Here is a 24,468-nt window from a genome sequence, read left to right as displayed (position 1 = left end):
CCCGGACACACCGGTTCGACGCAACGAGGAGACCCCATGCACACCACCGTCGGCATCATCGGCGGAGGCCCTTCCGGCCTGCTCCTGGCCCGCCTGCTGCACCAGGCGGGCATCGACAGCGTCGTCCTGGAGAGCCGCGACCGCGACTACGTCGAGCGGCGTCAACGGGCCGGCATCCTCGAACAGGCCACCGTCGACGCCCTCCGCGCCGCCGGCGCGGGCGCCCGCCTCGACGCCGAGGGACTCCCGCACGACGGCGTCGAGCTCCGCCACGACGGCCGCGCCACCCGCATCGACTTCCCCGCCCTCACCGGCGGCCGGCGCGTCTGGGTCTACGCCCAGACCGAGGTCGTCAAGGACCTCGTGGCCCTCCAACTCGCCGAAGGCGGCCCGCTGCACTTCGAGGCCGAGGTCACCGCCGTCGAAGGCGCCGACACCGACCGTCCCCTGATCCGCTACACCCACGAGGGTCGCGAGAAGACCCTCACCTGCGACTACGTGGTCGGCTGCGACGGCTACCACGGGGTCACCCGGCACGCCGTCCCCGAGAGCGTGCGGCGCACCTTCGAGCGCACCTATCCCTACTCCTGGCTCGGCATCCTCGCCGAGGCGCCGCCGGTGTACGACGAGCTGATCTACGCCCACTCCGAGCGCGGCTTCGCCCTCGCCAGCATGCGCTCGCCCTCCGTCAGCCGGCTCTACCTCCAGGTCCCGAACGGCACCGACCCGGCCGACTGGCCCGACGAGCGCGTCTGGGACGAACTCGACGCCCGCCTCTCGCTGACCGCCGACCCCGGATGGCGCCTGACGCGCGGCACCGTCACCCAGAAGTCCGTCCTGCCCATGCGCAGCTCCGTCACCGAGCCCATGCGCCACGGCCGGGTCTTCCTCGCCGGGGACGCGGCGCACATCGTCCCGCCGACCGGGGCGAAGGGCCTGAACCTGGCCGCCGCCGACGTCATCGTCCTGGCCCGAGCCTTCGCCCACCACGCGAAGACCGGCTCGACCGAACTCCTGGACGCCTACTCCGACACCTGCCTGCGCCGGGTCTGGCGGGCCGAGCACTTCTCGTACTTCATGACCACCACCCTCCACGCCGACCCGGGCCAGTCGTCCTTCGACACCCGGCTGCAGCAGTCCCAGCTCGACCGGATCGCCGGCTCGCCGCACGCCGCCGCGGAACTCGCCGAGAACTACACGGGCCTCCCGCTCGACGCCTGACGCACCAGCCCGTACGCGGTGAGCAACCAGGCCGCGGCGGCGATCCCCAGCAGCACCCGCCCGAGCGGGTCCAGCCACCCGATCCCCGCCGCGTCCGACACGGACAGGCAGGCGACGGCCGTCATCCCCAGCGGGAAGACCGTCGCCCACCGCAGCATGTCGTAGGCCGGACGGGGCCGCACCACCTCGGCGACGAGCAGCACCGCGTACCAGAGCAGCGAGAGCCCGAGGACGACCAGGGTGCCCGTCCGCAGCACCTCACCCGTCCACACCCCGGTCGCCAGCAGTTTCGCCCCGCCGAGCGCCGAGATGGCGAGCGCACCGCCCGCCACCCACTGGTCGCCCGCGCCCGCCACGACCTGCCGGAAGTCGAACCGGACGAGGGCGTCCACGTACAGCACGAGCCCCAGGACGAGCAGGACCAGACCCGCCCAGGCGAGCGGGCGGCCGTAGCGCGGCGCGAGCGTGGCCGACAGGACCGCCAGTCCCTCGGTCGCCACGCAGATCAGGAAGGCGCCTCCCGGCATCCGGTGTCCCAGATGCCGGAGCACCGCCGGCAGGAGGGCGACCCAGGCGACGGCGGCGATCACCAGCAGCACCAGTGCCACCGGCCCCCACCCCAGGAGCGAGCACCGCACTCCCAGGATGGTGGTCGCCGCCACGGCGGTCAGCGCGGGCGGGGTGTCCGCCCACGCCTCCCAGTCGTGTCGACGGCCCAGCGACAGGGCCGCGAAGTCACCCGCGAGCAGGATCCACAGGGCCCCCGCGAGCCCGAAGGCCACCAGCGACACGACCTCCGGACCGACGAGATGCAGGCCGACGGAGAGGATGCCGGTCGCCATGACCGCCGCCCCGGCGACCGGTGGGAGCACGGCCCACCAGGGGGCGGCACGATCGTCCATGCTCCTCATCCCAGCGCCGGGCGCACCGCCCCGCCACCGGAGCGCCGGCCGGTCCTGACCTGCCGACCGGGCGCGACCGCACGGCCACGGCCTGCCGCTCATCCCTCGGCGACGAGGACCACCTCGAGCCGGCGCGGACCGTGCACCCCCTCCACCCGGTCGAGCTCGATGTCGCTCGTGGCGGAGGGGCCGGAGATCCAGGTGAGCGGCCTGGCCGGGTCGAGACGGGGCAGTGCGAGCGGTACCGAGGCCACCACCTGCTCCGGCACCCGCACGACACACACGTGCAGGTCCGGCACGAGGGTGAGGGCGCGCCGGCCCTGAGCGGGCCCGCCGTCGAGGACGATCGTGCCGGTCTCGGCCACGGCCACGGCGCACCCCGTCACCACGGCATCGGTCCCGTCCAGCCGGCCCGGCGTCAGCGATCCGTCGTCGAGCCGGAGCTCGACGTCCGGCGCCCGGCCCGACAACCACGCACCGGGCAGCCCGGGCGGTACGGCTACGCTGCGCGCCCCGTGCTCGGAGAGCACCCGGCCGACCAGCCCGGCGAGCCCGGGGGCGTCCGTGCGCCGGACCACCGCCCGGTAGTCGGCGAGGTTCTCGTGCAGCAGCTCGACGAGCGCCGCCGGGTCGTCGGGCGCGTGCCGGTCCTGATAGCGGCGCTCCGCCTCGGGCGCCTCGGGCGCACCGGCGACGGCGGCGCGGATCCGGGCGAGGATCCGGTCCCGTGAGGAGGGGACGGCGGGCTGCGGGACTCCGGTCACGTACGGTTCCTCCTCCACCAGTCGCGGAACGACTCCGCCGGCATCTCGGGCAGATCGCGCGTCTCGGTCCACGCACCGGCGCCGGGCGGCTTCCTCGGGTGCAGCGCGCGGGTGCGGGCCGCCAGACGCTCCCCGGCGGCGAGCACACCGGGCCGGTCGAGGACCCACCCCGCGGCCGTCATGGCCGCCCGTTCGAGCCGGTGTCCGGGGCCGCCCTGCCCGGCGACCCGTTCGCGCAGATGGACCAGGACCTCGGGAATGTCGATGGCGACGGGGCACACGTCGTAGCAGGCCCCGCACAGTGAGGAGGCGTAGGGCAGGGAGGCGTCGACCTCGCTCGCCGTACCGCGCAGCTGGGGCGTGAGGATCGCGCCGATGGGCCCGGGATAGACCGAGCCGTACGCGTGGCCGCCGGCCCGCTCGTACACCGGGCAGACGTTCAGGCAGGCCGAGCAGCGGATGCAGCGCAGTGCCTGACGGCCGGTGGCGTCGGCCAGGACGTCGGTGCGGCCCGCGTCGAGCAGCACCAGGTGGAAGGTCCTCGGCCCGTCGCCGTCCGTGGTGCCGGTCCACATGGACGTGTAGGGGTTCATGCGCTCGGCGGTCGAGGAGCGGGGGAGGGTCTGCAGGAAGACCTCCAGGTCCCGCCAGGTGGGAACGACCTTCTCGATGCCGACGACGGAGATGAGCGTCTCGGGCAGGGTGAGGCACATGCGGCCGTTGCCCTCGGACTCGACGACGACGAGCGTGCCGGTCTCGGCGACCATGAAGTTGGCGCCGGAGATGCCGACCTTGGCGCGGAGGAACTTCTCGCGGAGGTGCAGGCGGGCGGCCTCGGCGAGTTCGGCGGGCGAGTCGGTGAGGTCCTCGGGCGCCGGGCGGCCCCATTTCGCCATCTCGGAACGGAAGATGTCGCGGATCTCGCCCCGGTTGCGGTGGATGGCCGGGACCAGGATGTGGGAGGGACGGTCGTCGCCGAGCTGCACGATGAGCTCGGCGAGATCGGTCTCGTAGGCGCGGATGCCCTCCGCCTCCAGGGCCTCGTTGAGGCCGATCTCCTGGGTGGCCATGGACTTGACCTTGACCACCTCGGTCTCACCGGTGGCCTTGACGAGGCCGGCGACGATCCGGTTGGCCTCGTCGGCGTCCGCCGCCCAGTGGACGGTGCCACCGGCCGCGGTCACGGACCGCTCCAGCAGGAGGAGGTAGCGGTCGAGGTTCCGGAGCGTGTGGTCCTTGATCTGCCGGCCGGCCTCCCGCAGCTCCGCCCAGTCGGCGAGCTCGGCGACGGCGCGGGCCCGCTTGTCCCGGATGGTGTGGGTGGCGTGCCGGAGGTTGCCCCGCAGGCGCTCGTCACGCACCGCCTCGTGGGCCGCCCGGGGGAACGCGGGCATCCCGACGAACGTGCCGCTCATGCCAGGGGCTCCTCTTCGGTGCTCGCCAGGATCTCCGCCAGATGCACCGGCCGCATCGCCGGGAGCACCTCCATCCGGCTCATCGTGCCACCCAGGTGCATCAGGCAGGAGCTGTCCGCCCCGCACAGCACCTCGGCACCCGTGGAGGCGGCGTTGCGGACCTTGTCGGCGCCCATGGCGGCCGACACGTCCGGGTTCTTCACGGCGAAGGTGCCGCCGAAGCCACAGCACTCCTCCGCCCCCGGCAGTTCGACCAGCTCCAGGCCCTTCACCGCTTCGAGCAGCCGGCGCGGCCGGTCGCCGAGGCCGAGGAGCCGCAGCCCGTGGCAGGAGGGGTGGTAGGTCACCCGGTGCGGGAAGTACGCCCCGACATCGCTGACGCCGAGGACGTCGACCAGGAACTCCGTCAGCTCGTAGGTCCGCGGGCCCAGTTCGGCGGCCTCCGGGCCGAACTGCCCGTAGTGCCGGCGGACCATGGCCGCGCACGATCCGGAGGGCGTCACGACGTGCTCGTAGCCCTCGAAGGCACGGACCGTGCGCCGCACGAGGGGGGCGGTCCGCTCGCGGTAGCCGGTGTTGAACTGCGGCTGCCCGCAACAGGTCTGCGCGGTGGGGAAGTCGACGGTGACGCCGAGGCGTTCGAGGAGCCGGACGGTGGCCACGCCCGTGGCCGGGTAGAGGGCGTCGTTGACGCAGGTGACGAACAGGGCGACGCGCATGGACGGGTTCCTCCGGGTCGGGTGGCCTCGTGCGGGTCGGGCGGTGTCGTGCGGGCCCGGGGGCCGGCGGTCAGGGGCGTGGCCAGGGGCGCCCGTCGAGTCGCTCGATGTCGCGGTTGAAGCGTTGCAGGGCGGCGGCGAAGTCGGCCACCTCTTCGGGCGTCCAGTCGGCGAGCACCCGCTCGAGGCCGCGGATGTTGAAGTCCCGGTCGGCGTCGAGGCGCTGCTCGCCCTCCTCGGTGATGCGGAACTTGCGGGCGATTCCGCCGTCCGGGTCGGGGATGCGCTCGACGACGCCGGCGCGCAGCATGGCCGCGGTCTGCCGGTTGAGCGTCGAGGTGTCCAGGCCGAAGGCCTCGGTGAGCTGGCTGATGGACATGGGACCGTCCATCCGGATCCGGCTGAGCAGGACGTAGGCGCTGCGGTCGAGATTGCCGCCGGCCGCGCGGGAGCGGGGCGCGTACAGGTGCGAGTGACGCCCGAGGAGCATGGTCTCGAACTCGATCAGATGCGTGGGCTTGTCCTTCGCGTGGTCCATCGCGTTCCTGTTCCGGCGGGTCGGTCGGGCTCGTCCGGTCGGCGGGGCCGGGCCGGCGTCGGCTCCAGCATATGCAGCCTGCAGTGCTTGTGCATCATGCACATCATGTGTACGTTGCACAATGCTTGCCGTACGCCATCCAGGGAGACCCCATGTCCGCCGCCCCCACACCAGCTCCCCGCTCCGGCGGCCTCGTCGGCGTGCTCGCCCTCGCGGGCATCGTCGCCGCCCTCATGCAGACGCTGGTCGTCCCCCTCATCGGTGACCTCCCGGCCCTCCTGCACGCCTCGGCCTCCGACGCCTCCTGGGTCATCACCGCCACCCTGCTCGCCGCCGCCGTCGCCACTCCCGTGGCCGGACGCCTCGGCGACATGTTCGGCAAGCGCCGCCTGCTCCTCGCCTCCACCGCCCCGCTCGTCGCCGGCTCGGTCGTCTGCGCCCTGTCGAGCTCCGTGGCCCCGATGGTCGTCGGCCGCGGACTGCAGGGCCTCGGCATGGGCGTCGTCCCGCTGGGCATCAGCCTGCTGCGCGACGTCCTGCCGCCCGAGAAGCTCGGCTCCTCCATCGCCCTGATGAGCGCCTCCATGGGCGTCGGCGGCGCCCTCGGCCTGCCGTTCTCCGCGGCGGTCGCCGAACACGCCAGCTGGCGCGTGCTGTTCTGGGTCGCCGCCGCCCTGAGCCTCCTCGTCGGCGTCCTCGTCCGCTTCTTCGCGCCGACCGGCCCGGTCGCCCCCTCGGGCGGTCGCTTCGACGCCCTCGGCGCCGTCGGCCTCGGCGGCGGACTCGTCGCCCTGCTCCTCGCCGTCTCCAAGGGCTCCGTCTGGGGCTGGGGCAGCGCCACCACCCTCGGCCTCCTCGTCGCCGCGGGCGTCGTCCTGCTCGCCTGGGCCTTCTGGGAGCTCCGCACCCGCGACCCGCTCGTCGACCTGCGCACCACCGCCCGCCCGCAGGTCCTCATGACCAACGCGGCCTCGGTCCTCGTCGGCTTCGCGATGTACGCCCAGTCGCTCGTCGTCCCCCAGCTGCTCCAGCTCCCCGAGGCCACCGGCTACGGACTGGGCCAGTCGATGATGGCCATGGGCCTGTGGATGGCCCCCGCCGGCCTCATGATGATGGCCCTCGCCCCGCTCGGCGCGAAGCTCTCCGCCGCGCGCGGCCCCAAGGTCACCCTCGCCGTCGGCAGCCTCGTCATCGCGGTCGGCTACGCCTCCTCGCTCCTCCTCATGGGCTCCACCTGGGGCCTGCTTGTCGTGACCCTCGTCTGCAACACGGGCGTCGGACTCGCCTACGGGGCGATGCCCGCCCTCATCATGGGCGCCGTGCCGCTGCACGAGACCGCCTCCGCGAACAGCTTCAACACGCTCATGCGCTCCATCGGCAGCTCCGTGTCGGCCGCCGTCATCGGAGTCGTCCTGGCCCAGCTGACCACGGACTTCGGTGGCCACCCGCTGCCGTCCGAGGACGGCTTCCGCGTCGCCATGCTCATCGGCGGCGGCGTCGGCCTCGCCGCCGCGCTGGTCGCGTCCCTCATCCCCGTGCGGCCCGCCCCGGCGCCGGCCGTACCGGCCGAGGAACCCGCGCCGGCGGCGGAGACGGCGGCCTGAGCACCGCTTCCACGGACCGAGAGAAGAGAGCAGCGGCCCGGGTCTTCCTGGCCTCCGACGCGGCGAGCGACATCAACGGGGCGGTGCTGCCCGTGGACGGCGGCTGGTCGGCGGTGTGACGCGGAGGGGGCAGGTGACGCCGGGCGGGCCGGGCGTCCCCTGCCCCCGCCGCTCCCTGCGGGCCGGTCGGCCGGGGCGGGCCGGCTCTCAGGACTTGCGGCGCGGCTTGCCCGTGCGACCGCTCTTGGGGGCCGGGCCGCCGCCGGTGCGGCGCCCGCGCCCGCCGGAGCCCTGCGCCTTCTGCCCCTGCCCCTGGCGCTGCTGTCCCTGCTTCGCGGGACGCCCGCCCTTCGCGCCCTGCGGAGCCTTGGCGGCCTTCTCGTCCGGCTTGCGGCCCCGCGAACTGTTCACGGTCCGCCCGCGCACGATCCCGATGAAGTCCTCCACCAGATCCGTGGTGGCGTCCTCCGGCCAGGAGAGCGCGATCTGCGACTGCGGCGTCCCGGTGATCGTGCGGTACGTGAGGTCCTTGCGGTGGTGCAGCCGGGCCAGGGACTGCGGCACGACGAGCAGGCCGATCCCGGCCGCCACCAACTCGATCGCGTCCGCCGTGGTCGCCGGCCGCTCGAACGCGGGAAGCCCCGGAGGGGTCTCCCAGTCCAGCGTGTCGTCCAGCGGGTGCAGGACGATCTCCTCCGCGATGTCCTCGACGGTCACCTCCTCGGCGGCGGCCACCAGGTGGTCCTTGGGGACCACGACGACGGTCGTCTCCGTGTACAGGGGGATCGCGCTGAGCTCCGTACGGTCCACCGGGAGCCGTACGAAACCGGCGTCCGCCCCGCGCTCCTTCAGCCGCGCCTCCGCGTCGGCCGCCGACACCTGCACGAGCTCGAGCGGAACGTCGGGCAGGCGCTCGTTCCAGATCCGCACCCACTTCGAGGGCGTCACGCCCGGCACGTAGACCAGCCGGAACGACGGCCCGGCGGAAGGGGCCGCCGGGGGCTCCTGGGGCGGAGCGGCGGCGGGAGTGGGGGAGGAGGATGCGTCCGAGCCTGTCACCAGGCCAGATTACCGGCCGTGGTCGGCACCGGCGTACCTGGCCGATATTCTTGTCAGCATGACGCAGCACCAGACCGCCCAGACGATGAAGCCCGCCACCGCGGCGAAGAAGCTGGGCGTGTACCTCGATGCCACCCCCGCCGACTTCCGCGAGGGTGTCGTCTCCCGCGCCGAGCTCAACGCCCTCCAGACCGACCCGCCGGAGTGGCTGCGCGACCTGCGCCGCGACGGCCCGCACCCCCGCCCGGTCGTGGCGGCCAAGCTGGGTGTCTCCATCTCGGGTCTCGCCCGCGGCGGGGTCACCGAGGCCCTCACCACCGAGCAGATCGAGGCCCTCAAGGCCGAGAACCCGGAGTGGCTCCGGAAGGAGCGCGAGACCCAGGCCGAGGTCCGCAAGGAATCCGTCCGCATCAAGGAGCAGCGCGCGGAGAAGGCGGAGAAGGCGGCGCGGGCCGAGCGCGACTGATCACGCCGACCGCCGGCGCGAGGGGCGCAGGCCTCGCGCGCCGGACGGCACGGCGCGGGCCCGAGGGCCGACCGCGAGCACGACGCCGGGCAGGGGCCGTCCCCGCCCGGCGTCTTCGTGTGCCCGCACTCCCGTACGTACACCCGGCCGGACCCCCGGCCGTAATCGGGATGCGTCCGCCGCACCCCTGGTGGTGCAATCACCGGATGCGACCCGACACCCAGCCCCCGATGACCGTCGACCGCGGACGGTTCGCCGAAGCGGTCACGCCATGGGAGGAGCCGGCCTGGCGCGAGGCCGCGCTCCGCTGGGCGGAGCGGGAGCTGGCCGGGCGGGGACGGGCGGAGACCGGACCCCGGGAGGCTCGCGTACGGCCTTGGTCGATCCTCGTGCGCTTCCGGACCGGCGCCGGCGAGCGGGACGCCGTGTGGTTCAAGGCGAGCGCGCCGGCCGCCGGATTCGAGGCGGCGCTCGGCGGGGCGCTCGCCGAGTGGGTACCCGAGCACGTCCTCGCACCGCTCGCGGTGGACCCCGACCGCGGCTGGTCGCTGCTGCCCGATGGCGGCCCGCTCTTCCGGAACGTCCTCGACGCGGGCGGTGCCGGGCCGGCGGACTGGCTCGCGGCGGTGGCGCAGTACGCACGGATGCAACGGGCCCTGACCCCGTACACGGACCGGATGACCGGCCTCGGCGTGCCCAGCGCCCGGACCCGGCACCTGCCGGAGATCTTCGACGGACTCGTCGAGACCCATCCCACCCTCGCCCCCGACACCCGCCGGTCCCTGCGGGCCGGGCGGCCGCGGCTGCTCGACTGGTGCGCCGAACTCGACGCGGTGGGGATCCCCGACTCGCTCGACCACTGCGATCTGCACGACGGTCAGGTCCTCGCCCCGGGCGCCGGGAGCTTCACCTTCTTCGACTGGGGCGACGCCGCCGTGGGCCACCCGTTCTCCAGCCTCCTGGTCCCGGCCCGCGACGTACGCGAGCGCTACGGGCCGGAGGCCGTGGCCGGCGTCCGTGACACGTACCTGGAGCCGTGGACCGACCTCGGCATCCCGCTCCCCGACCTGCGCCGCGCCGCGACCCTCGCCGTCCGCCTCGCCGCCATCGGACGGGCGGTCTCGTGGTTCCGCCTCTTCCCGGGCACCCCGGCCGACGACTGCCACGAGGCGAGCGCCTACTGGATCGAGGAACTCTTCGCCGGGCCGGACCTGCTCTGATCCGGGGCGCTGCCCGTGAACGGCCCGGTCAGGCGTGACCGTCCGCGCCCCGGAAGAGGCGGTCCAGGTGGGCCACCAGGACCGCCTCCTTCCCCAGCAGGCCCTGCCTGGCGTCCGCGGACAGGTCGGCCAGAGCGTCGACGAGCACGCGGCGCCGCGGAACGTGGACCACGTTCCCCGTGTAGAGCCGGCAGACGCCGCACCAGGCCAACGAGATGCACCGCTCGAACGAGTCCGACTCCGGCGGGTGGGCTCGAAAGACGTACGAGCGGATCGGCGTGCCGCAGTCGAGGCAGACTCGCCTTCCCCCGTCGGCCACGACCTCCAAGGGCCCTTTGATCCAGACGTGTTGGTCCTGTGGCCGTCGGTGTATGCGCATGCGGACCATCCTGCCGTGGCAGGCCGCTCTCTCCTGGGGTGCACCTCGGCGGCCGGGTCGAGGCGGCGGGGACGCCTGTGCGAGGATCGCGGCGTGAACGAACTGCGCTTCCGTCTCGCCGGTGATGCCGACCTCCCGGCCGTGGTGCGTCTGCGGGACGACGCCGCCCGCTGGATGCTGGCCCAGGGCGTCACCGGCCAGTGGCAGCCCGGTGAGCTGGGCCGGGACCACTTCCGACGGATCATGGACGGCGGGGAGGTCTGGCTCGCGGAGGCGGAGGGCCGGGTGGTCGGGGCCTGGGAGCTGTGGTGGGAGGACGAGGACGCCTGGGGGCCGCAGCCGCCGACGGCCGGCTACGTGCACCGGCTGATGGTGGACCACGGCAGCGTTCCGCCCGGAACCGGGCGGCGGCTTCTGCGCGCTGCGGAGCGGCGCGTGGTCGAGGCGGGCCGGTCGGTGGTGCGCCTGGACTGCCTGGCCGGCAACGAGCGACTCAACTCCTATTACCTCAAGGCGGGTTACCGGGCCGTCGGACGCAAGGAGGGCAAGCCGCAGCCGGGCGGTGCACCCAAGTCGTTCACGCTCCTCGAGAAGACCGTGCGGCTCGCGGGGGACCCGGCCTAGCGACAGGGGACGGGCGTTCACGGCGGACGTCCGGCGACGGGCCGGCCGCGCTGGTCGGGCCGCCCGTACGACCGGTCCGCCCGTACGGCCGGTCCGCGGGCGGGTTCCGTCGGCTCAGGCGTCACCCAGTCTTCCCGGTACGGATTCCCTCAGGGCGCGGGTGAGTGCCGTCACCGCCGGGTGCGGGCCGGCGCCGCTGCGGAAGGCGACGCGGGTCCGGCGCCGGACCGGCAACGGGGTCAGGAACACTCCGGACGGTGCGGAGGTCGCCCCCAACTCCGGTACGACGGCACATCCTTGACCGGCGGCGACGAAGGCGAGCACGGTCGCGAACTCGTCCACCTGATGCCGTACCCGAGGCACGAACCCGGCGGTGCGGCAGACCTGTTCGGTCACCTGCCGGCACAGCGTGTCCGGCGCCGACATGATCCAGGGCGCGTCCCGCCAGTGCGCGAGGAGCGCCAGCCCCTCGAGATCGCCGGGTGCCGGAGCGTGTGAAGCGAGGAACATCACCTCCTCGCACAACGGCTCGGCCGCGAGACCCGGTTCGAGGGGCGCGGGCACGAGGTCGTAGTCGTGGATGAGCGCCACGTCCAGGTCGCCGGCGCGGAGGGCGTGCGCGACCCCCGCCGGGTCGGTCTCGGAGACCCTCGGCTCCAGAGCCGGATGCCGGGCCGCGAGCCGGGCGAGCGCTCCCGGCACGATCGTGCGGGACGCGGTGGGGAAGGCCCCGATCCGCAACGGTCCGGCCGGACCGTGCCGGGCCTCGGCGAGTTCGGCCGCCGCCCGCTCCAGGCGTTCGAGGACGGCTTCGGCGTGCCGGACCAGGTTCTCCCCGGCCGGCGTCAGCCGCACACCGCGCCCGGACCGTTCGAGGAGCGCGACCCCGGCCTCCCGTTCCAGGGTGCCGAGCTGCTGCGAGACCGCCGACGGGGTGAAGGACAGGGCCTCTGCGACCGCGGCGATGGTGCCCCGCAGGGCGAGTTCACGCAGCAGGCGGAGGCGTCGTACATCGAGCATCAGCTCAGCTTACGGTTCGCATCGGAAAAGCGAACTGGACCTGAGGCTTCCGCTCGCCCACCCTCGACTCCATGGCACAGGACTTCACCCCGTACGGGGTCCACGTACCGCTCGTCACCCCCTTCGCACGCGACGGCCGCCCCGACCTCGACGCACTGGCGGGCCTCGCCCACGCCGCTCTCGACGAGGGCGCGGCCGGACTCGTCGCTCTGGGCACCACCGGGGAGGTCGGCGCCCTGGACCCCGACGAGCGCCGCGCGGTCGTCGACACCTGCGCGGCGGTGTGCGGGGCGCGCGACGCCCAGCTCGTCGTCGGCGCGGTCGGGGGCGCCACCGCGCAGGCCGCCCGGGACCTCGCCGGGTTGCGCGGCCGGCCGGAGGTTCGCGCGGCCCTGGTGACCGTCCCCGCGTTCGTACGGCCCTCTCAGGCCGGAGTGACCGCCCACTTCGCGCGCCTGGCCGCCGAGAGCCCCGTACCGCTGATCGTCTACCACATCCCGTACCGCACCGGCCGCTCGCTCGATGCCGCCACCCTGCGGGCCCTGGCCGCCATCCCCGGCGTCGTCGCGGTCAAGTACGCCGTGGGCGGCGTCGACCAGGACACCGTCGACCTCCTCGGCGACGTACCGCCCGGCTTCGCCGTCCTGGCCGGCGACGACACCTACGCCGCGCCGCTGCTCGCCCTCGGCGCGGCCGGCGGCATCCTCGCCTCCGCCCACCTGGCGACCGCGCGATTCGCCGCCCTCGTCGACGCCTGGCGCACCGGCGACCCGAGCCGCGCCCGCACTCTGGGACACCACCTCGCCCGCCTCTCGACCCGCCTCTTCGCCGAGCCCAATCCGACCGTCCTCAAGGCCGTGCTCCACGCCCAGGGCCGTATCCCCACCCCGGACGTCCGCCTTCCGCTCCTTCCGGCCTCGGAGGAGTCGCTCGCAGCGGCCCTGAAGGAACTGGCCGCGGTGGAGGCGCTCGGGTAGGGAGAGGAGCGGGCGGTGGCCAAGTGACGCGTCGAGCTTGTCCGCCTCCGGGCAGGAACCCTTTCGGACGTCCCCGCCAGGCGCGGTCCCTCTGGTACGTCCTCGCCAGGCGGGGCCCCTCTCCGACGTCCTCGTCGGGCGGGGCCCCCTCTCGGACGTCCTCGCCAGGCGGGGTCCCTCTGGTACGTCCTCGCCAGGCAGGGAGCCTTCGGAGTTCCCGCCAGGCGCAACCCCTCGCGGGCGCGTCCGCGCCGGGCGCGGACTCTCCTCCTGGTCAGGAGACCGCGGCCCGCTCCGCCGCCTCCCGCGCCGGCGTCTCCTCCTTGTCGCGCCAGGGCAGCAGCAGCGGGGTCGCGAGCAGCAGCACCCCGGCCGCCGCGATCGCGGTACGCGGGCCCACGGCGGCGGCGAGCAGCCCCCAGGTCGCGGTCAGCGTCGCGATGACGGCCCGGCCGCTCACGGTCCACGCGGACAGCGTGCGGGCCGTGCGTTCCTGCGGCGTCCGCTCCAGCCGCCGGGTCGCGAAGAGCGGGTTGTACACGCCCATGCAGGCGATGAGCCCGAACTCGATCACCATCACGAGCAGCAGACCCGCCGTTCCGGGCCCGACGAACGCGAGCCCGATCGGCCACAGCGTCCGCAGCGTCCCGCTCGCCAGCAGGACCCGCCGAGCCCCGAACCGGGCGGCCAGCGGGCGGGCGACCCGCGAGCCCACCAGACCGCCCGCGCAGGGGAGCGCGAAGGCGAGTCCGTACTGCCAGGGGGAGAAGCCGAGCCGGTCCAGGAGCAGGACGGCGAGCAACGGCTCCGGGGCGAGGATCAGCGCGTTCACGAGGATCGTGTGGAAGAACAGCGGCCGCAGCACCGGATCGCCCAGGATGTAGCGCCATCCTTCCGTCAGGCCGCCGGCCCGCGACCGTCGAGGCGCGTCGGCCCCGGGGGTGGGCGCGGAGGTGAGCGCGGGTGCGGCCGCGGGCTCGCCCAGGGGGGCGGCAGGGGCCTCCCGCACGGACCGGTTCGTGTGCGTGTCCCCGGGCACCTGGCCCGTCGACGCCTGCCCCACGTCAGGGAATGAACGCTCACCGGTGGGAGTGGGCGAGGCCTTGCGCGCCGGGAGCGGCTCGTGGCCGCCGATCGCGCGGATTCCCAGCGCCGAGAGCAGGTAGCTGAGCGCGTCCGCCGCCACCGTCACCACCGGGCCGAGGGCACCCAGCAGCACACCGCCGAGCGGCGGCCCCAGCAGGATCGACGTCCAGGTGGTCCCCTCGAAGCGGCTGTTGGCGGTCAGCAGGTCGTCAGGCCCGACGAGCCACTTCAGGTACGCGCCCGAGGCGGCGCCGAACGTGATGCCCGCCGCGGCCACGACCGCCGACACCACCAGCAGTTGGGGGAAGCCGAGCAGCCCGAGCGCGTAAGCGGCGGGGACGCTCGCCAGCGCCCCGAACCGCAGCAGATCCATCGCGATCATCACCGGCCGCTTGCGCCGGAACTCCACCCACGGCCCCAGCGGCACCGCCAGCGCCGCACCGACGGCGGCACCGACCGAGGCCAGCGCCGCCACCCGGGTCGGGCCGGCGTGCAGCTCGCGGATCGCGAGGAGCGGCAACGCGTTGAAGGCGAGCGAGGAGCCGAAAGCGCTCACCCCGTACGCCGCCCACAGGAACCCGAACCGTCGTCCCAGAGCCACCCGCCCGCACACCTCCCACCGATCGTTGACCCGCGGCATCAAAGCGGCCGGAGGAGCGGCAGGTCAAACAACCTGGACGATGCAGTCCCACAACCTATGGTTGTGTCCCTAGAGTGGTCCGCATGGATCTCGACGCCGTGCGCACCGTCGTCGCCACCGCCGACGCGGGCAGCTTCCACCTGGCCGCCGTCGACCTGTCGATCACCCAGCAGGCCGTCTCCAAGCGCATCGCCGCCCTGGAGAAGGATCTCGGGGTGCGCCTGTTCACGCGCACCCCGCGCGGGGCGCGACTCACCCTCGACGGACAGGCCTTCCTGCCGCACGCCCGCACCCTGCTGATCGCGGCGGACCGCGCCGTCGCCTCGGTACGCCCCGGCCGGCGCGCGCTGCGCGTCGACGTCATCGGCTCCCGCCTCGCCCCGTCGGCGCTGCTGCGCGAGTTCCACCGGGCGCACCCCGGCACCGAGCTCGACGTCGTGCACCTCTTCGACGTCGCGGAGGCGCTCGCCGCCCTCCAGGCAGGCAGCATCGACGCGTCCTTCCGCGCCGCCCCGGCTCCCGGGCACCCGCTGCCCGAGGACATCATCGCGGAGCGCGTGCACGACGAGCCGCACGACCTCCTGACCGGCCCCGCTCACGCCCTCGCCGGCGCCGCCTCGCTGACCCCCGAGCGGCTCGTCGGACACCGGATCTGGATCCCGGGCATCGTGCCGGGCACCGAGTGGGCCGCGTACTACGAGGACCTGGCCGCCGCGTTCGGTCTGACCATCGAGTCCACGGGCCCCAACTTCGGGGTCGACGCGCTCCTGGACGTCATCGCCGACACGCCGGCCCTCGCGACCCTCGTCGGCGCGCAGACCCGTCTCGTCTGGCCCACCGGCCACGACCTGCGCCGCATCCCGGTGGTCGACCCGACGCCCGTGTACCCGCACGCCCTCCTGTGGCGCCGCGACAACCCCCACCCCGCGCTCGCGTCCCTCCGCGCCCACCTGGCCGCAGGGGCGGCCGATCGCGCGGACGGGGCCGCCTGGGCGCCCGAATGGGCGCGGGGGTGGGCGTGAGGCAGGCGCGATCCGGGCGGGAAGGGCCGGCACCTGCCTCAGGGCCCGAACGGGCCCACGCATGGTGACGCTCCTCGCGGGAGGCGGATAGCTCGTGAAGGGCGACTGCGTGACGGACACCGCCCAGGAGATCCCGGCTGGCCGCGGGCCGCGGATACCAGGTCCTCGGCCTGGCGAAGGACGAGAAGGAATGCCCGACCGGCACCACGGGGCCGATGCGCCTGACGCTCGCCATCGGCCGGCAGTACGACGTGATCTGCGCCGCCAAGGCGTGAGCGTGGGGAGCCGCCGGCCCGACCCGTGCCGTCGGCTCCCCTCGGGGTCCGGCGCGGGACGTTCGGACCAGACGCCGCCCACGTGCCCGGCTCGGACGGCCGCGTCGAGCCACGGTGGGCGCGCTCACCGCTCGAAATCGGCTTCCTGTGGCGGAGGGGTCCGTGCCAGCATGACGGCCTGCTGATCCGAAAGGCCGATGCCGCGTAGGCGTCCGAAAGCCGTCCGCGCGGAGCGATGGCGGCCGCCCAAGTACGTTCCGGTGCAACGGATTGCCGGTGTGTCCGCTCTCACCCGTGCGAGGTGGCGGCCGGTGCGGCGGATAGACGACGAGTACGCACGCCGCGCGCTGCCGGATCCGGTGGCCCCGGCGAGCCCGCGGACGGCGGGCCGTTGGTGGTGGTGGCGCCCTCGAGAGCGCTGAGGGAGGGAGCCCCATGAGTGACAGCACGGAACCGGAATCGCCGCCGGAGCCGGCGTGGCTCGTGGCCGCGAACGTCGTCGCCTGGCGTCGCCGCGGCGTCGGCGGACAGCAACTGTTCCCCGGGACGAAGAGCTTCAAGGGCGGCGCGAAGGTGTACGTGGCGGCTGTGCACTGGGGCCCCGGGGGCGACCGCCTCACGGTGATCGGCCGCGAACGGCACACCGGCCGCTGGATCGTCATCGACACCGCGACCCGCCATCTGTACGGCTTCCGCCCGAGACTCGTCCACACGCCGCGCGTGCTGGCGCGGTTGAACGACGTAAGAAACCCGGGCCGGTTCGGTCCGGAGGAAGCCCTCGACACCTCCGAAACGCTCGAACGGTACGCGCAGCGGTACCGCGCCGACGTGTCGCCCCACTCTCCACACCCGGACCACTGCCTCTGCCACGCGTGCCTCACGGGGGAGTGCGGCTGAGGGGTTGTCTCCATGGCGGCGTTTTCGAGCGCTGACCTGGCAGGGGGCATCTCCCGTGGAGCACGGTGCGGCAGAGTGTGCCCGTGAGTTACAGCATCTTCATGCTCCGGTTCGTCGAGGGTGAGGTCGTCACCCTCGACGCCGAACGGTTCCGTCAGGTGGCGGAGCCGTATGTCGTGGTGGGCGGACCCGGGGAGGGATTCTCGCAGCTACGCGCGGAGGACGGGGGCGAGGCCGACCTCTATCACGCGTCCCACGAAGAGGGCGACCTGCGCTGTGTGACGGCGACGCACTTCGCCCGCGGCGCGATGAGTGGCGTGCTTGCCCGGCTGGCGGCAGCGCTCGGGGCCTCGATCGTGCCGCAGGACGGCGGAGCGCTGGTCTTCGATGAGTCCGATCGCCACCACCTGCCCGCCGAACTCCGCGAAAGGGCGACGGTCATCGCCCCGACGGCGGAGGCGTTCCAGGCGGCTCTCGACGTCTGAGCGTCTCGCTGTCCGGGCACGTGCGCCGGTGAGGCCGGCCGACGTGTCGGGCTCAGCGGTGCGTCGCCGCACGTCGGTCCACCGTGGCCAACGCCGTGTTGGCGACCGCCACGACGCCGAACGCGATGGCTCCGGTGTGCCGGCCCAGGGCGTACAGGGCCGCCACGGCGGCGCCGAAGACCAGTGCCTTCACGGCGAGGACGCCCGGGAGCGGAACGCGTATCCGGGCCCTGGGGGCGGCGAAGAGACCCCACAGGGCGGCGGCCGCCGCGGGCGTGGCGAGGGCCAGGGCGAGACGGAGCGCGATGTTCCCGACGCTCTGCCAGCCCCACCAGGCGAGTGCCGCGAGGGCCGCCAGTTCGAGGAGGAACGCGAGTCCCTCGTTGAGCACGTGGACGGGAGTGGGAAGCCTCATGGGGGCATTGTGCGCCGTGATCGCCGCGCCGGGTCCGCCTCGTGACGGCGTACGGTCCGGCTCCGCTCCCCTGGCCGGCGCGCACCCGCCCTCGCTCCCCTGACCGGCGCCGGGTCGTGACCAGGAGTTCCGGTCCTGGAATGTCGTCACTGCACTCCTTCGTCCCCGACGTGGCGTGCCGTCAGATCAACAATGGGTAACGGAAAGGGATATGGCGGGCAGAATCCTTTCCTCCGCTACCGGCCGCCTGGGATCTTGCGTCCACCCCACACAACACAGGGTCCGGCCGGTGCCACCAGCACCTCCGGGCCATCGGAGGACGCATTGTTTTCCCACATATCGAGTCGGCTGAGACTCCCGGTCGTGGCTGCCGCCGTCGTCGGCGCCACCGTCGCCATCGCCGCTCCCGCCCAGGCCACGGTCGAGCCCCAGGCTCGCGACCTGTCGCGGGCCAAGGCCCCCGTCCAGGCGGCCCCGGCCGCCACGTCGGCCCGCACCGCGCCCGCCCTCGCCGGCGCCTGGGCCGCCGGCACGCGCGCGTACCTGGTGATCACGACGCCCGGTGACACCACCGCGGTCCGCAACGCCGTCGCCTCGAACGGCGGCACGGTCTTCGCCTCCTACGACGCCATCGGCGTCGTCGTCGCGCACTCGACCTCCGCCTCCTTCGCCGCCACCATGCGCGGCGTCTCCGGCGTCCAGCAGGTCGGCGCGACCCGTACCTCCGACGTCCCGGCCGACGCGTACAACCCGGCGCTGCCGGCCAACCCGTCGCAGTCGGCCACCACGCTGACCGAGTCCAACCGGTGGGACATGACCCAGATCAAGGCCGACCAGGCCTGGGCCGTCACCACCGGCTCGGCCGCGGTCAAGGTCGGCGTCCTTGACACCGGCGTCGACGACCAGCACCAGGACATCGCCCCGAACTTCAACGCCGCCGACTCCGTCTCCTGCGCCTACGGCAAGGCGGACACCCGCGCCGGCGCCTGGCGCGACGTCGGCAGCCACGGCACGCACGTCGCCGGCACGATCGCCGCCGCCAAGAACGGCAAGGGCGTCATCGGCGTCGCCCCCGGAGTGAAGATCTCCTCCGTGCGCATCGCCGAGCCCACCAGCAGCCTGTTCTTCGCCGAGAACACCGTCTGCGGCTTCATGTGGGCCGGTGACCACGGCTTCAAGGTCACCAACAACAGCTATTACACGGACCCGTGGCAGTTCAACTGCCCGGACAACATCGACCAGGCCGCCATCATCGAGGGCGTCCGCCGCGCTCAGGCGTACGCCGAGTCGAAGGGCTCCCTGCAGGTCGCCGCCGCCGGCAACTCGAACTACGACCTGGCGAACAAGACGACCGACTCCGAGAGCCCCAACGACTCCACGCCCACCACCCGCACCATCACCAACGCCTGCATCGACATCCCGACCGAGCTGCCGGGCGTCGTGACGGTCTCCGCCCAGGCCAACGGTGGCGCGAAGGCCTCGTACTCCAACTTCGGCAACGGCGTCATCGACGTCACCGCCCCCGGCGGCGACGGTGCCACCGGTGTCTACTCCACGCTCCCGGGCGGCAAGTACGGCTCGATGAGCGGTACGTCGATGGCCTCGCCGCACGTCACCGGCGTCGCCGCGCTCATCGCGAGCGCCAACCCGACCTACACCCCGGCCGACATCCGCGGCGCGCTCGGCACCCAGGCGACGGACAAGGCCTGCCCGTCCGACAGCCGCTGCACGGGCACCGCGACCAAGAACGGCTTCTTCGGCGAGGGCCAGGTCGACGCCCTGAAGGCCGTGAGCGGTACGACTCAGCCGCCCACCGGCCGGTACTTCGAGAACCTCACCGACGTCGCCGTCGTCGACAACGCCACCGTCGAGAGCCCGATCGCGGTCTCCGGCGTCACGGGCAACGCCCCGTCCACCCTCAAGGTCGGTGTCGACATCAAGCACACCTACCGCGGTGACCTGGTGCTCTCCCTCGTCGCTCCGGACGGCACGGTGTACCTGCTGGAGGACTTCGCCAACAGCGACAGCGCCGACGACGTCGTCAAGACGTACACGGTCAACGCCTCATCCGAGGTCGCCAACGGCACGTGGAAGCTCCGCGTCCAGGACGTCGCGTCCCAGGACACGGGCCGCATCGACGCCTGGAACCTCACCTTCTAGGCTGCCGACCACGCCGACAGGCCCTGTACGCGACGAGCCCCCCGGGAGGGATCTCCCGGGGGGCTCCCCGCATACGGGGCCTCGCGTGCCTGGGGCTCGCGGGCGTCAGCGGCGCAGTGCGCGCAGGAGGGTGATCGCGCCGAAGGCGGGGACCGCGACGGAGACGCCCATGAGGACGAGGAGTTCGACCGGGCCGAGGCGCGTCGCCGCCAGGAGTACGGCCGCGAGGAGCAGGAGCAGGGGGACGCCGGCGGCGGTGGCCGTACCGATGACCTTGTGACGGTTGTCCCAGTACGGGGAGGTCCACAGCAGCGCCAGGCCCGCGATCAGGGCCACCCCGCCGGCGAACGAGTTGAGCAGGACCAGCAGCCCCGCCACGGCGAGGAGCCCCACGGTCAGGCGGGCGCGCGTCGGGCGCTCGGGAAGGACGGGGGCCCTGGGCTCGGGCGCCCCGCCGGCCTGCGGCTCCTCCGCGAGGGCGGAGGCGGCCACCGTACGCGGCTCGCCGAGCTCGGCCAGGACCTCGCGGAGCCGCTGGTCGTCCCCCGCGCCGCTGACCTCGATGTGCTCGCGCAGGTCGGCCAGGAGTTCCGCCCGGCGCTCCGCGGGCAGTTCGGCCGTCTCGCGCGCCACGGCGTCGAGGTACTCGGCCACGAGCGGGTGGTCGGTGGTGTTCATGAGGGTTCCCCCTGTGGATCGTTGAGAAAGTGGTCGACGGCGTCCCGGAACAGCGGCCACGCCCGGGTGAACTCGGCCAGAGCCGCCCGGCCGACGGCAGTGAGCGTGTAGTACCGGCGCGGCGGCCCGCTCGGGGACTCGCGGAGCTCGGTGTCGACGAGCCCTTCCCGGCGCAGCCGGGACAGCAGGGGATAGATCGTCCCCTGACTGGTCGTCATCACGCTCACCGCCGACAGCTCGGCGAGCAGCTCCACTCCGTACCGCGGCCTGTCCCTGAGCAGTGCCAGAACGCAGTGCTCCAGGACGCCTTTGCGGAGCTGGCTGGGGACCTTGCCCCCCGCCTCGTTCATTGCTTCACCAGGAACCATGTAATGCAAGATAGCTCCGTGAGGCGGTTGCCAGCAAGAGGAGCCGGTTGAAGCCCCTTTCGGGCGCGTTGCCCGCAGGAAGCGCGCCCCGGCGTCCTGCGCTGTGTGCCGTGTGCCCGGCGTGACGGTCCGCGGGGTGCGACGGTCCGCGGGGTGCGGCTCACCGCCGCGGCTCGCCCGCCGCCGGGTGAAATCCCCTGTGCGTACGGTCGTTCGAGCCCCTAGGGTGCGGTCTGCGACACGCACGTAATGAGGGGTGGGGATGGCGGAGACGGCGCAAGCGGTCGAGGGGCCGGGCGGGAACGGACCCGGTGAGGAACAGGGATCGGCGCTGCGGCCGGCGGGGGCGGAGGTGGCGGGGCAGCAGGAATGCCCCGCATGCGGGGAGCGGATACCCGACGACCGCCGGTTCGTCGTGTGGTGCGCCGCGTGCGGCTGGAACGTCGACCCGGGCGGCGACACGCGCGAGCGCGGTAGCGGTCGAATCGACCGCCTGCGGCGGACCCTGGCACACCGCTACGGCGAGCAGCTCTTCGCCGACCTGGGGCGCGAGTCCGCCTCGACCCCGGCCCCGGGCGATGCGGCGACCTCGCCCACGACCTCCGTCACGGCCGCCGAGTCCGGTTCGTCAGGAGCCGCCGGGCTGCTCGCGGCCGTCCTCGCACTGATCGTGCACGGGAGCACCGTCGCCCTCGTACTGCTGGGCTTCTGGCTGCTGATCGGGCGCTGGGGCGAGGGCTTCCAGCCCGCGGTGGGTGCCCTGTGCCTGGCCCTCGCCTTCACGCTGCGGCCTCGGTTCGGCAGTCTCGCCGACATCCGGGACGACGCCCCCGTGCTCGAACGGACCGACGCTCCCCAGCTGTTCGCTCTCCTGGACGAGGTCGCCGGTGCGGTCGGGACGCGGGGCGTCGACGTCGTGCTCATCGACGCGGAAGCGAACGCCTCCGTGCGCACGTACGGCCTCCGGCAGCGCCGTGCGCTCACCCTCGGCCTCAGTCTGTGGGCCGTCCTGGACCGGCAGGAGCGGGTCGCCCTGCTGGGCCACGAGTTCGGCCACTACGCCCACGGGGACACCCGCCACGGCGTCCTCGTCGGCAGCGCGCTGCGGTCCCTCGCCACCTGGCGGTACATGCTCGCCCCGAACCGTGGGGAGACGTTCATGGACCAGTTCGGCAACCTGCTCACGGCCCTCCCGAGGCTCGCCGTCCACGGCATGACCCTGCTGCTCGACCAGGCGACCCTGCGCGCCTCGCAGCGAGCCGAGTACCTCGCGGACACCTCGGCCGCCCGCGCGGCCGGGGTGGACGCCACGGTCGGCCTGATGGACCGGCTCCTCGTCACCGACAGCGCCGAGTCCGTGCTCCAGCGCGAGACCGTCGCCGCCCGCACCCGGATCGGCCGGACCGCCCGCAGCGAGGACCCGGCCGAGGGGCTGTGGGAACGCGTCGCGGTTCAGGTCGCGGCCGTTCCGGAGCGGGAGTACGAGCGCCTCCGCCGGGTCGCCGAACTGCGCGGCCACAGTGTCGACGCCACCCACCCGCCCACGCATCTGCGCCGCCGCCACGTGACCAGGGGTGAGACCGTCCCGCCCGGCGTCGTCCTGGACGCGCCGCGCGCCGCTGCCCTGGACGCCGAACTGGCGGATGCTGGCAGGAAGGTGGCGCGCAGGGTGATGCGCGATGGGCACATCGCCTGAGGCCGGACCCGCCCGGCCCGCGGACGCGGCGACGCCGTCTCGGGTGCGCCGGACTCCGCTCGTACGGAGCCCGCCGGAGGTAGGGGCGGCCGCTCACACCGCCGTCAGCCGTACCTCCGCGAGTCGTGCGTCGGTGACGCCGCACGGGGCGGGTGCGGGAGCGCCGGCAGGGCGTCCGGCACCTCGGCCTCCGGGTGACCGAACACATCGACGTCGCGGATCGCGCCGACCGCCCGACCGAACCCTCCGCCGACCATGCGCTGATGGTGACAGGGCTACTCCCGGACCGCGATCGCCTGCACGGGGCAGGCGCGGGCGGCCTCGCGGACCAGGGAACCGCCTGCTCCGTCCTCGTGACCAGGGACCAGCGTGCTGAATCCGTCGTCGTCCTGGGTGAAGACGGCGGGGGAGACCAGGGCGCACTGCCCGGCGCCGATACAGACGTCCGTGTCGATGGAGATGTGCATCGCCCGGGTTCCTTTCGTGGGGGAGGTCTCGTCGGAAGGGCTCGACGGAGACGCCGACTGCGGCGACGGCACGTGACTCACCACGCGACGGGCAGCTCGAGCATCCCCTGGATCGTGTCGCCCGGTTTGAAGGGGATCTCCTCGGCCGGGGCTGCGAGCCGCAGCCCGGGCAGCCTGCGCAGCAGGGTGCCGAGGGCGATCTCCAGCTCCGCGCGGGCCAGGTTCTGCCCCAGGCACTGGTGGATGCCGAAGCCGAAGGCCACGTGGTGCCGCGCCGACCGGGCCCAGTCCAGTGAGTCCGGCTCGGGATAGACGGCGTCGTCGCGGTTGATCACGGAGGTGGAGAACACCACGCCCTCGCCCGCGCGGATCACCGTGTCGCCCACCTCCACGTCCTCGCGTGCCACCCGCAGCATGCCGTCGGCGATCGACAGGAACCGCAGCAGCTCCTCCACGGCCGTGGGCACGAGCGCGGGATCGGCCCGCAGTTCCGCCAGGCGGTCGGGGTGGCGCAGCAGGGTGTACGTACCGAGGGAGATCATGTTGGCGGTCGTCTCGTGCCCCGCGACCAGCAGGATCGACGCCAGCTGCACCAGCTCCTCGCGATCGGGCCCGCCGTCCTCGAGCCCGCGGGCGACGAGGTCGTCGAGGACGCCCTCGCCGGGCTTCCGCCGCTTGAGGTCGACGAGATCGCCGAGGTAGCCCTCCAGTTGGGCGAGAGCGTCCTCGGTGTCCTCGGCCGTGGGGCCGCGCAGCAGCCGCCGGGACTGCTCCTCGAAGAAGTCGTGGTCCTCGTACGGCACGCCGAGGAGGTCGCAGATGACGATCGACGGCACCGGCAGTGCGAACGCGCGCACCAGCTCGGCCGGCGGCCCCGCCTCCTCCACCGCGTCGAGGAGCCGGTCCACGGTCGCCTGGATGCGCGGCCGCAGGCCCTCGGTGCGCTTGAGCGAGAAACTCGGGATCAGCATCCGGCGCTGGACGTTGTGCTCCGGGTCGTCCCACCCGAGCAGCGCGGCGCGGCGGCGCCGGCGTACGGCGGAGGCGCGTTCGGTGGGGAGGGGGAAGTCCTCACGCGTGGAGTCGGTGGACAGCCGCTGGTCCGAGAGCAGCGCGCGGGCGGCCTGATGGCCGGTCACGAACCATACCTCCCGCCCGTCCCACAGGGTCACCCGCGCCAGCGGGCGGTCCTCGCGCAGGGGGTCGTAGGCGGCCGGCGGGTGGTAGGGGCAGGATCGGCTCTGGGGAAACGCCACGGTTTCGGTCATGCGGACCTCGCAGACGGCGGATCGTCGGTTCCGGGGGGCTGGCGTGCACGCCAGCTCCACTACATGCCTCAGGCATCTATCTGGTCTACGCGTAGTTCGGCCA

25 protein-coding genes and 1 pseudogene are annotated in these 24,468 nt (G+C 73.7%); 12 read left to right on the top strand and 14 right to left on the bottom strand.

Features of this window, described 5'->3' with window-relative positions; all coding sequences use genetic code 11:
- The first annotated feature begins 36 nt into the window (after positions 1-36).
- Positions 37-1,221: a 4-hydroxybenzoate 3-monooxygenase gene (locus tag ACIRQF_RS09345; RefSeq protein WP_404090287.1), complete on the top strand. Its 1,185-nt coding sequence runs from the start codon at positions 37-39 to the stop codon at positions 1,219-1,221.
- On the opposite strand, the gene ACIRQF_RS09340 is transcribed toward ACIRQF_RS09345, so the two are convergent.
- From ACIRQF_RS09340 to ACIRQF_RS09320, 5 genes are all read right to left on the bottom strand, one after another.
- Positions 1,194-2,123 (bottom strand): tellurite resistance/C4-dicarboxylate transporter family protein, encoded by a 930-nt coding sequence (locus tag ACIRQF_RS09340; protein ID WP_404090285.1) that lies wholly within the window; start codon positions 2,121-2,123, stop codon positions 1,194-1,196. The two genes, ACIRQF_RS09345 and ACIRQF_RS09340, sit on opposite strands and share 28 nt — an antisense overlap.
- A 98-nt stretch (positions 2,124-2,221) precedes the next feature.
- On the bottom strand, positions 2,222-2,887 hold the full coding sequence (locus ACIRQF_RS09335; RefSeq protein WP_376634963.1) for a lactate utilization protein C: 666 nt from the start codon (positions 2,885-2,887) through the stop codon (positions 2,222-2,224).
- On the bottom strand, positions 2,884-4,302 hold the full coding sequence (locus tag ACIRQF_RS09330; protein WP_404090283.1) for a lactate utilization protein B: 1,419 nt from the start codon (positions 4,300-4,302) through the stop codon (positions 2,884-2,886). The genes ACIRQF_RS09335 and ACIRQF_RS09330 overlap by 4 nt, the downstream gene beginning before the upstream one ends.
- Positions 4,299-5,021, bottom strand: coding sequence for a (Fe-S)-binding protein (locus ACIRQF_RS09325; RefSeq protein ID WP_404090281.1), 723 nt, complete (start codon positions 5,019-5,021; stop codon positions 4,299-4,301). Before ACIRQF_RS09325 ends, ACIRQF_RS09330 begins: the two co-directional genes overlap by 4 nt.
- A gap of 70 nt (positions 5,022-5,091) precedes the next feature.
- Positions 5,092-5,559, bottom strand: a complete 468-nt coding sequence (locus tag ACIRQF_RS09320) for a MarR family winged helix-turn-helix transcriptional regulator (RefSeq protein ID WP_404090279.1) — start codon at positions 5,557-5,559, stop codon at positions 5,092-5,094.
- Between the two features lie 152 nt (positions 5,560-5,711).
- On the opposite strand from ACIRQF_RS09320, the gene ACIRQF_RS09315 reads away from it, so the two are divergent.
- Together ACIRQF_RS09315 and ACIRQF_RS09310 are read left to right on the top strand one after the other, a co-directional pair.
- Complete coding sequence (locus ACIRQF_RS09315) at positions 5,712-7,163, top strand: MFS transporter (RefSeq protein WP_404090277.1); 1,452 nt, start codon at positions 5,712-5,714, stop codon at positions 7,161-7,163.
- A gap of 20 nt (positions 7,164-7,183) precedes the next feature.
- Positions 7,184-7,282: pseudogene (locus ACIRQF_RS09310) on the top strand (3-ketoacyl-ACP reductase); the annotation flags it as partial.
- 88 nt (positions 7,283-7,370) lie between these two features.
- Here ACIRQF_RS09310 and ACIRQF_RS09305 read toward each other — a convergent pair.
- On the bottom strand, positions 7,371-8,129 hold the full coding sequence (locus ACIRQF_RS09305; protein WP_376635258.1) for a LysR family substrate-binding domain-containing protein: 759 nt from the start codon (positions 8,127-8,129) through the stop codon (positions 7,371-7,373).
- A 151-nt stretch (positions 8,130-8,280) separates the two neighbouring features.
- Here ACIRQF_RS09305 and ACIRQF_RS09300 point away from each other — a divergent pair, with 151 nt between their 5' ends.
- A complete protein-coding gene (locus tag ACIRQF_RS09300; RefSeq protein WP_376634954.1) occupies positions 8,281-8,688 on the top strand; it encodes a DUF5997 family protein in 408 nt (135 codons plus the stop codon).
- Positions 8,689-8,894: 206 nt separating this feature from the next.
- Positions 8,895-9,908 (top strand): phosphotransferase, encoded by a 1,014-nt coding sequence (locus tag ACIRQF_RS09295; protein WP_376634952.1) that lies wholly within the window; start codon positions 8,895-8,897, stop codon positions 9,906-9,908.
- A 28-nt stretch (positions 9,909-9,936) separates the two neighbouring features.
- Here the strand turns inward: ACIRQF_RS09295 and ACIRQF_RS09290 are convergent, their stop codons facing one another.
- A complete protein-coding gene (locus ACIRQF_RS09290) occupies positions 9,937-10,287 on the bottom strand; it encodes a hypothetical protein (RefSeq protein ID WP_404090274.1) in 351 nt (116 codons plus the stop codon).
- A gap of 93 nt (positions 10,288-10,380) precedes the next feature.
- On the opposite strand from ACIRQF_RS09290, the gene ACIRQF_RS09285 reads away from it, so the two are divergent.
- Positions 10,381-10,911 (top strand): GNAT family N-acetyltransferase, encoded by a 531-nt coding sequence (locus tag ACIRQF_RS09285; protein WP_404090272.1) that lies wholly within the window; start codon positions 10,381-10,383, stop codon positions 10,909-10,911.
- Between the two features lie 114 nt (positions 10,912-11,025).
- Here the strand turns inward: ACIRQF_RS09285 and ACIRQF_RS09280 are convergent, their stop codons facing one another.
- Positions 11,026-11,931 carry a LysR family transcriptional regulator gene (locus tag ACIRQF_RS09280; protein ID WP_404090270.1) on the bottom strand — a complete coding sequence of 302 codons (906 nt, stop codon included), beginning with the start codon at positions 11,929-11,931 and terminating at the stop codon, positions 11,026-11,028.
- Positions 11,932-12,002: 71 nt separating this feature from the next.
- On the opposite strand from ACIRQF_RS09280, the gene ACIRQF_RS09275 reads away from it, so the two are divergent.
- Positions 12,003-12,908: a dihydrodipicolinate synthase family protein gene (locus tag ACIRQF_RS09275; protein ID WP_404090268.1), complete on the top strand. Its 906-nt coding sequence runs from the start codon at positions 12,003-12,005 to the stop codon at positions 12,906-12,908.
- A gap of 274 nt (positions 12,909-13,182) precedes the next feature.
- Here ACIRQF_RS09275 and ACIRQF_RS09270 read toward each other — a convergent pair whose 3' ends face one another.
- Positions 13,183-14,634: an MFS transporter gene (locus tag ACIRQF_RS09270; RefSeq protein ID WP_404090266.1), complete on the bottom strand. Its 1,452-nt coding sequence runs from the start codon at positions 14,632-14,634 to the stop codon at positions 13,183-13,185.
- A gap of 83 nt (positions 14,635-14,717) precedes the next feature.
- Here ACIRQF_RS09270 and ACIRQF_RS09265 point away from each other — a divergent pair, with 83 nt between their 5' ends.
- The 3 genes from ACIRQF_RS09265 (at position 14,718) to ACIRQF_RS09255 (ending at position 17,313) form a co-directional block, all read left to right on the top strand.
- The gene (locus tag ACIRQF_RS09265; protein ID WP_404090264.1) at positions 14,718-15,656 is read left to right on the top strand and encodes a LysR family transcriptional regulator; all 939 of its coding nucleotides are present in this window, start codon (positions 14,718-14,720) and stop codon (positions 15,654-15,656) included.
- 710 nt (positions 15,657-16,366) lie between these two features.
- Complete coding sequence (locus ACIRQF_RS09260) at positions 16,367-16,828, top strand: hypothetical protein (RefSeq protein WP_404090262.1); 462 nt, start codon at positions 16,367-16,369, stop codon at positions 16,826-16,828.
- Between the two features lie 83 nt (positions 16,829-16,911).
- Positions 16,912-17,313 (top strand): hypothetical protein, encoded by a 402-nt coding sequence (locus ACIRQF_RS09255; RefSeq protein ID WP_404090260.1) that lies wholly within the window; start codon positions 16,912-16,914, stop codon positions 17,311-17,313.
- A 52-nt stretch (positions 17,314-17,365) separates the two neighbouring features.
- Here the strand turns inward: ACIRQF_RS09255 and ACIRQF_RS09250 are convergent, their stop codons facing one another.
- Positions 17,366-17,728, bottom strand: a complete 363-nt coding sequence (locus ACIRQF_RS09250) for a YrdB family protein (protein ID WP_376634936.1) — start codon at positions 17,726-17,728, stop codon at positions 17,366-17,368.
- Between the two features lie 363 nt (positions 17,729-18,091).
- On the opposite strand from ACIRQF_RS09250, the gene ACIRQF_RS09245 reads away from it, so the two are divergent.
- Positions 18,092-19,888, top strand: a complete 1,797-nt coding sequence (locus ACIRQF_RS09245) for a S8 family serine peptidase (RefSeq protein WP_404090258.1) — start codon at positions 18,092-18,094, stop codon at positions 19,886-19,888.
- A 105-nt stretch (positions 19,889-19,993) separates the two neighbouring features.
- Here the strand turns inward: ACIRQF_RS09245 and ACIRQF_RS09240 are convergent, their stop codons facing one another.
- A complete protein-coding gene (locus ACIRQF_RS09240) occupies positions 19,994-20,566 on the bottom strand; it encodes an HAAS signaling domain-containing protein (protein WP_404090256.1) in 573 nt (190 codons plus the stop codon).
- Positions 20,563-20,934 (bottom strand): PadR family transcriptional regulator, encoded by a 372-nt coding sequence (locus tag ACIRQF_RS09235; RefSeq protein WP_376634932.1) that lies wholly within the window; start codon positions 20,932-20,934, stop codon positions 20,563-20,565. Before ACIRQF_RS09235 ends, ACIRQF_RS09240 begins: the two co-directional genes overlap by 4 nt.
- Before the next feature lie 262 nt (positions 20,935-21,196).
- Between ACIRQF_RS09235 and ACIRQF_RS09230 the strand changes: the two genes are divergently transcribed.
- Positions 21,197-22,630, top strand: coding sequence for a M48 family metalloprotease (locus ACIRQF_RS09230; protein ID WP_404090254.1), 1,434 nt, complete (start codon positions 21,197-21,199; stop codon positions 22,628-22,630).
- A 275-nt stretch (positions 22,631-22,905) separates the two neighbouring features.
- On the opposite strand, the gene ACIRQF_RS09225 is transcribed toward ACIRQF_RS09230, so the two are convergent.
- Together ACIRQF_RS09225 and ACIRQF_RS09220 are read right to left on the bottom strand one after the other, a co-directional pair.
- Complete coding sequence (locus ACIRQF_RS09225) at positions 22,906-23,097, bottom strand: ferredoxin (RefSeq protein WP_376634928.1); 192 nt, start codon at positions 23,095-23,097, stop codon at positions 22,906-22,908.
- 77 nt (positions 23,098-23,174) lie between these two features.
- Positions 23,175-24,365, bottom strand: coding sequence for a cytochrome P450 (locus tag ACIRQF_RS09220; protein ID WP_376634926.1), 1,191 nt, complete (start codon positions 24,363-24,365; stop codon positions 23,175-23,177).
- Between the last annotated feature and the right edge of the window lie 103 nt (positions 24,366-24,468).

Source organism: Streptomyces sp. NPDC101191, from assembly GCF_044767915.1.
In the GTDB taxonomy this organism is placed as follows: domain Bacteria; phylum Actinomycetota; class Actinomycetes; order Streptomycetales; family Streptomycetaceae; genus Streptomyces.
The sequence above is the reverse complement of the archived record's forward strand: the minus strand, read 5'-3'. Positions and strand labels throughout refer to the sequence as shown.

Bases quoted from the DNA above. Each gene is read 5' to 3' on its own strand.
- ACIRQF_RS09300 (WP_376634954.1), top strand. From the start codon at position 8,281: ATGACGCAGCACCAGACCGCCCAGACGATGAAGCCCGCCACCGCGGCG.
- ACIRQF_RS09345 (WP_404090287.1), top strand. From the start codon at position 37: ATGCACACCACCGTCGGCATCATCGGCGGAGGCCCTTCCGGCCTGCTC.
- ACIRQF_RS09225 (WP_376634928.1), bottom strand. From the start codon at position 23,097: ATGCACATCTCCATCGACACGGACGTCTGTATCGGCGCCGGGCAGTGC.
- ACIRQF_RS09340 (WP_404090285.1), bottom strand. From the start codon at position 2,123: ATGGACGATCGTGCCGCCCCCTGGTGGGCCGTGCTCCCACCGGTCGCC.
- ACIRQF_RS09250 (WP_376634936.1), bottom strand. From the start codon at position 17,728: ATGAGGCTTCCCACTCCCGTCCACGTGCTCAACGAGGGACTCGCGTTC.
- ACIRQF_RS09270 (WP_404090266.1), bottom strand. From the start codon at position 14,634: ATGCCGCGGGTCAACGATCGGTGGGAGGTGTGCGGGCGGGTGGCTCTG.
- ACIRQF_RS09290 (WP_404090274.1), bottom strand. From the start codon at position 10,287: ATGCGCATACACCGACGGCCACAGGACCAACACGTCTGGATCAAAGGG.
- ACIRQF_RS09325 (WP_404090281.1), bottom strand. From the start codon at position 5,021: ATGCGCGTCGCCCTGTTCGTCACCTGCGTCAACGACGCCCTCTACCCG.
- ACIRQF_RS09265 (WP_404090264.1), top strand. From the start codon at position 14,718: ATGGATCTCGACGCCGTGCGCACCGTCGTCGCCACCGCCGACGCGGGC.
- ACIRQF_RS09295 (WP_376634952.1), top strand. From the start codon at position 8,895: ATGCGACCCGACACCCAGCCCCCGATGACCGTCGACCGCGGACGGTTC.
- ACIRQF_RS09220 (WP_376634926.1), bottom strand. From the start codon at position 24,365: ATGACCGAAACCGTGGCGTTTCCCCAGAGCCGATCCTGCCCCTACCAC.
- ACIRQF_RS09240 (WP_404090256.1), bottom strand. From the start codon at position 20,566: ATGAACACCACCGACCACCCGCTCGTGGCCGAGTACCTCGACGCCGTG.
- ACIRQF_RS09315 (WP_404090277.1), top strand. From the start codon at position 5,712: ATGTCCGCCGCCCCCACACCAGCTCCCCGCTCCGGCGGCCTCGTCGGC.
- ACIRQF_RS09280 (WP_404090270.1), bottom strand. From the start codon at position 11,931: ATGCTCGATGTACGACGCCTCCGCCTGCTGCGTGAACTCGCCCTGCGG.
- ACIRQF_RS09330 (WP_404090283.1), bottom strand. From the start codon at position 4,302: ATGAGCGGCACGTTCGTCGGGATGCCCGCGTTCCCCCGGGCGGCCCAC.
- ACIRQF_RS09260 (WP_404090262.1), top strand. From the start codon at position 16,367: ATGAGTGACAGCACGGAACCGGAATCGCCGCCGGAGCCGGCGTGGCTC.
- ACIRQF_RS09275 (WP_404090268.1), top strand. From the start codon at position 12,003: ATGGCACAGGACTTCACCCCGTACGGGGTCCACGTACCGCTCGTCACC.
- ACIRQF_RS09235 (WP_376634932.1), bottom strand. From the start codon at position 20,934: ATGGTTCCTGGTGAAGCAATGAACGAGGCGGGGGGCAAGGTCCCCAGC.
- ACIRQF_RS09230 (WP_404090254.1), top strand. From the start codon at position 21,197: ATGGCGGAGACGGCGCAAGCGGTCGAGGGGCCGGGCGGGAACGGACCC.
- ACIRQF_RS09320 (WP_404090279.1), bottom strand. From the start codon at position 5,559: ATGGACCACGCGAAGGACAAGCCCACGCATCTGATCGAGTTCGAGACC.